This is a genomic window from Cupriavidus sp. 8B, from assembly GCF_054589115.1.
Map to the genome: position 1 here is coordinate 1 of NZ_BAAILO010000407.1, position 2516 is coordinate 2516.

Genomic DNA, 2516 nt, shown 5'->3' on the forward strand with positions numbered 1-2516 from the left:
ATTGACCGATACCTGGAACGCGCCCAGTACGCAGTAGTCCAGATGTCCGCCGCGCACCATGGAAAAGGAATCGGCATGATGGAAGAACGCGCCTCCGGGAAGGAGCGTGACCGGTTCCTTTCCTGCATTGATCAGGTCATCGTCCTCATCGCCAGGCGCAGGCGCGGGCCCCATCCCGAGGATGCCGTTTTCGCTGTGAAGAATGATTTCCCGGTGTGGGTCCAGATGATTGGCGACAAGCGTCGGTACGCCAATTCCCAGATTTACGTATGCGCCTTCCGGGATATCTCGCGCAACGCGCTGCGCCATTTCGATCCGTGTAAGCTTTTTCATTTCTGCGATCTCGTCTCTAACTTTTCCGCCCGATTTGCAGGAAATTACGAAACCTGCACCACGCGTTTTACAAAGATTCCTGGGGTAACAACCGCCTCTGGATTCAATGTACCAAGTGGGACGATTTCGCTGACTTGGGCGATCGCAGTCGTCGTCGCGCTGGCCATGATGGGACCAAAATTGCGACCGGACATCCTGTAGGTCAGGTTGCCCCATCGGTCTGCGCGATATGCCTTCACGAGCGCATAATCAGCTTTCAGCGGTAATTCGAAGATGTAGTTCTTGCCCTCTATCTTGCGGGATTCCTTTCCTTCCGCGAGCCTGGTGCCATAGGCTGTTGGGGTATAGAATCCGCCGATTCCGGCGCCTGCAGCCCGCATGCGCTCCGCCAACGTACCTTGTGGAATGACTTCAAGTTCCACTTCTCCCGCCCGATAAGCCGCGTCAAACAGGGTTGCTCCGGCGAGCCGCGGAAACGAACAAATCAGCTTCCTTACACGCTTCTGCCGAATCAATGCACCGAATCCCGAATCGTCGCTTCCAGAGTTGTTGCTGATGATTGTGAGATCGCGCGCACCCTGCGCAACCAGCGCGTCAATCAGTTGCAAGGGAAGGCCTGCTCGCCCGAAGCCGCTGATCATGATGATTGCACCATCCTTGACGTCCTCTAGCGCGGCTTCGCATGTTTCCAGAATCTTGTTGAGCATAAGAACTATCCAAAGGCGACTGATGTGTCTGGCCGCTTGGGTAAATGGCGCTCCAACGACGTCCCTTGCAGTGGTCTTGAACCAGGCCCGGAGCGAGATCTGCTGCGAGGCGCGAAGCTTCGCACCACGTTTGCGCTTTGATAAAAAGCGATCTCGAGGGAGGCGAGCAGCCATAAAGCTGGGAGAGACCGCGGCGACGGCTCGGCCGTTGCCGCGGGCTGTTGAGTATCAGCGTACGAACTGTTTCAGGCGAAACGGGTCCGATCAGCCTTCGCTCGGATCATAGGGCGACGCCCGGTTTTCAAGCTTCCACCTCTTCTCGGCTTCCGTGTCGGGACGAGGTGGGTGAATGCTGTCGATCAACCACAGTTCGCGCGGTGTTTCGCCGACATGCAACTCGAAGTGGTAGCCCCGATCCTGAACGAAGGGTGCAATCGCGGCATTCGCTTTGCGCAGCCAGGACGCCGTCCACTCGACGTCCTTGGAGATGTGCCTGGCGAATTGGTCCAGTCGGATTCTGACGAAATCGCCTCGCGCCTCACCTCCCATGTAGAAGGAGTCTTTCGGCTGTTCATGGAACAGAACGCCTACGTAGAAGCGAGGAATGATGTAGATGTCGGCGATGCGATTTGCCATCTCCTTTTTTTCTTCCGCCGTGTAGGCGCCGACTGGATGATAGATATTCCACAAAGGCATTTTTTGTCTCCATGCTTTAAAGATGCCGCGTTTGTCATGTCAAAACGTCTGATTCTCTTTCGAAAAAGGACGTGACATTAGTAAGGCGGCGATATCGATAGCCGAGGAAGAGGCTATCGGATTAAACCCATGCTTTTCGCAAATGCAGCATTCATAGTGAAGGCGATCCGGCTGCCTATCAGCTTCCTTTGGGTTTCAATGGTAGAGTGCCAACCGGGTCCGTAGTGATCAGTTTTTTATTAACGAATTCCTCGAAACCGGCCATCGACAGCTCCCTCCCGAATCCAGAGTTCTTGACACCGCCAAACGGTAGCTGGGGAATCGTCGAAAACGGTCGATTTACAAACACCATGCCGCTGTCAATACGCGCGGCAATCTGCTCGCCGCGCTCAAGATCGGCGGTCAGGATGGAGCCTCCGAGTCCATATTGCGTATCGTTTGCGAGCCGAATGGCTTCTTCTTCATTTGCAACAACGAAGAAGGAAGCGATAGGGCCGAAGAGCTCTTCCCGATAGATCGGGTCGCTCGTGTTGATGTTGCTAAGTATGGTGGGTTCAATATAGAACCCTTCCCGATCGATGCGATGGCCGCCACACTCGATAGCTGCGCCTGAATCAACTGCGCGCTGGATCTGGTCAAGAAGGTGATCGAGGGCTTTTTCTGACGAAATCGGCCCAAGCGTCATATTCGCGTCCGCAGGGTCGCCAGCCTGCAGGGCGGTCATGGCCTTTTTGAAGCCGCTGAGGAATTCCTCGCCGCGCTGCTTGCCGACAACGATGA

Annotated in this window: 4 protein-coding genes; all 4 read right to left on the reverse strand. The window is 55.3% G+C overall.

Annotated elements, in window-relative coordinates; all coding sequences use genetic code 11:
- On the reverse strand, positions 1-333 hold a 333-nt coding region (locus ACYP5B_RS38375), incomplete at its 3' end, for a CoA-transferase (RefSeq protein ID WP_459573062.1).
- 44 nt (positions 334-377) lie between these two features.
- The gene (locus ACYP5B_RS38380; RefSeq protein ID WP_459573063.1) at positions 378-1040 is read right to left on the reverse strand and encodes a 3-oxoacid CoA-transferase subunit A; all 663 of its coding nucleotides are present in this window, start codon (positions 1038-1040) and stop codon (positions 378-380) included.
- 264 nt (positions 1041-1304) lie between these two features.
- Positions 1305-1736, reverse strand: coding sequence for a tautomerase family protein (locus ACYP5B_RS38385; protein ID WP_318238701.1), 432 nt, complete (start codon positions 1734-1736; stop codon positions 1305-1307).
- 178 nt (positions 1737-1914) lie between these two features.
- A partial coding sequence (locus tag ACYP5B_RS38390) for an aldehyde dehydrogenase family protein (protein WP_459573064.1) occupies positions 1915-2516 on the reverse strand: 602 nt, incomplete at its 5' end.

Excerpts from the sequence above, each read along its gene's own strand:
- ACYP5B_RS38385 (WP_318238701.1), bottom strand. The coding sequence starts at position 1,736 with ATGCCTTTGTGGAATATCTATCATCCAGTCGGCGCCTACACGGCGGAA.
- ACYP5B_RS38380 (WP_459573063.1), bottom strand. The coding sequence starts at position 1,040 with ATGCTCAACAAGATTCTGGAAACATGCGAAGCCGCGCTAGAGGACGTC.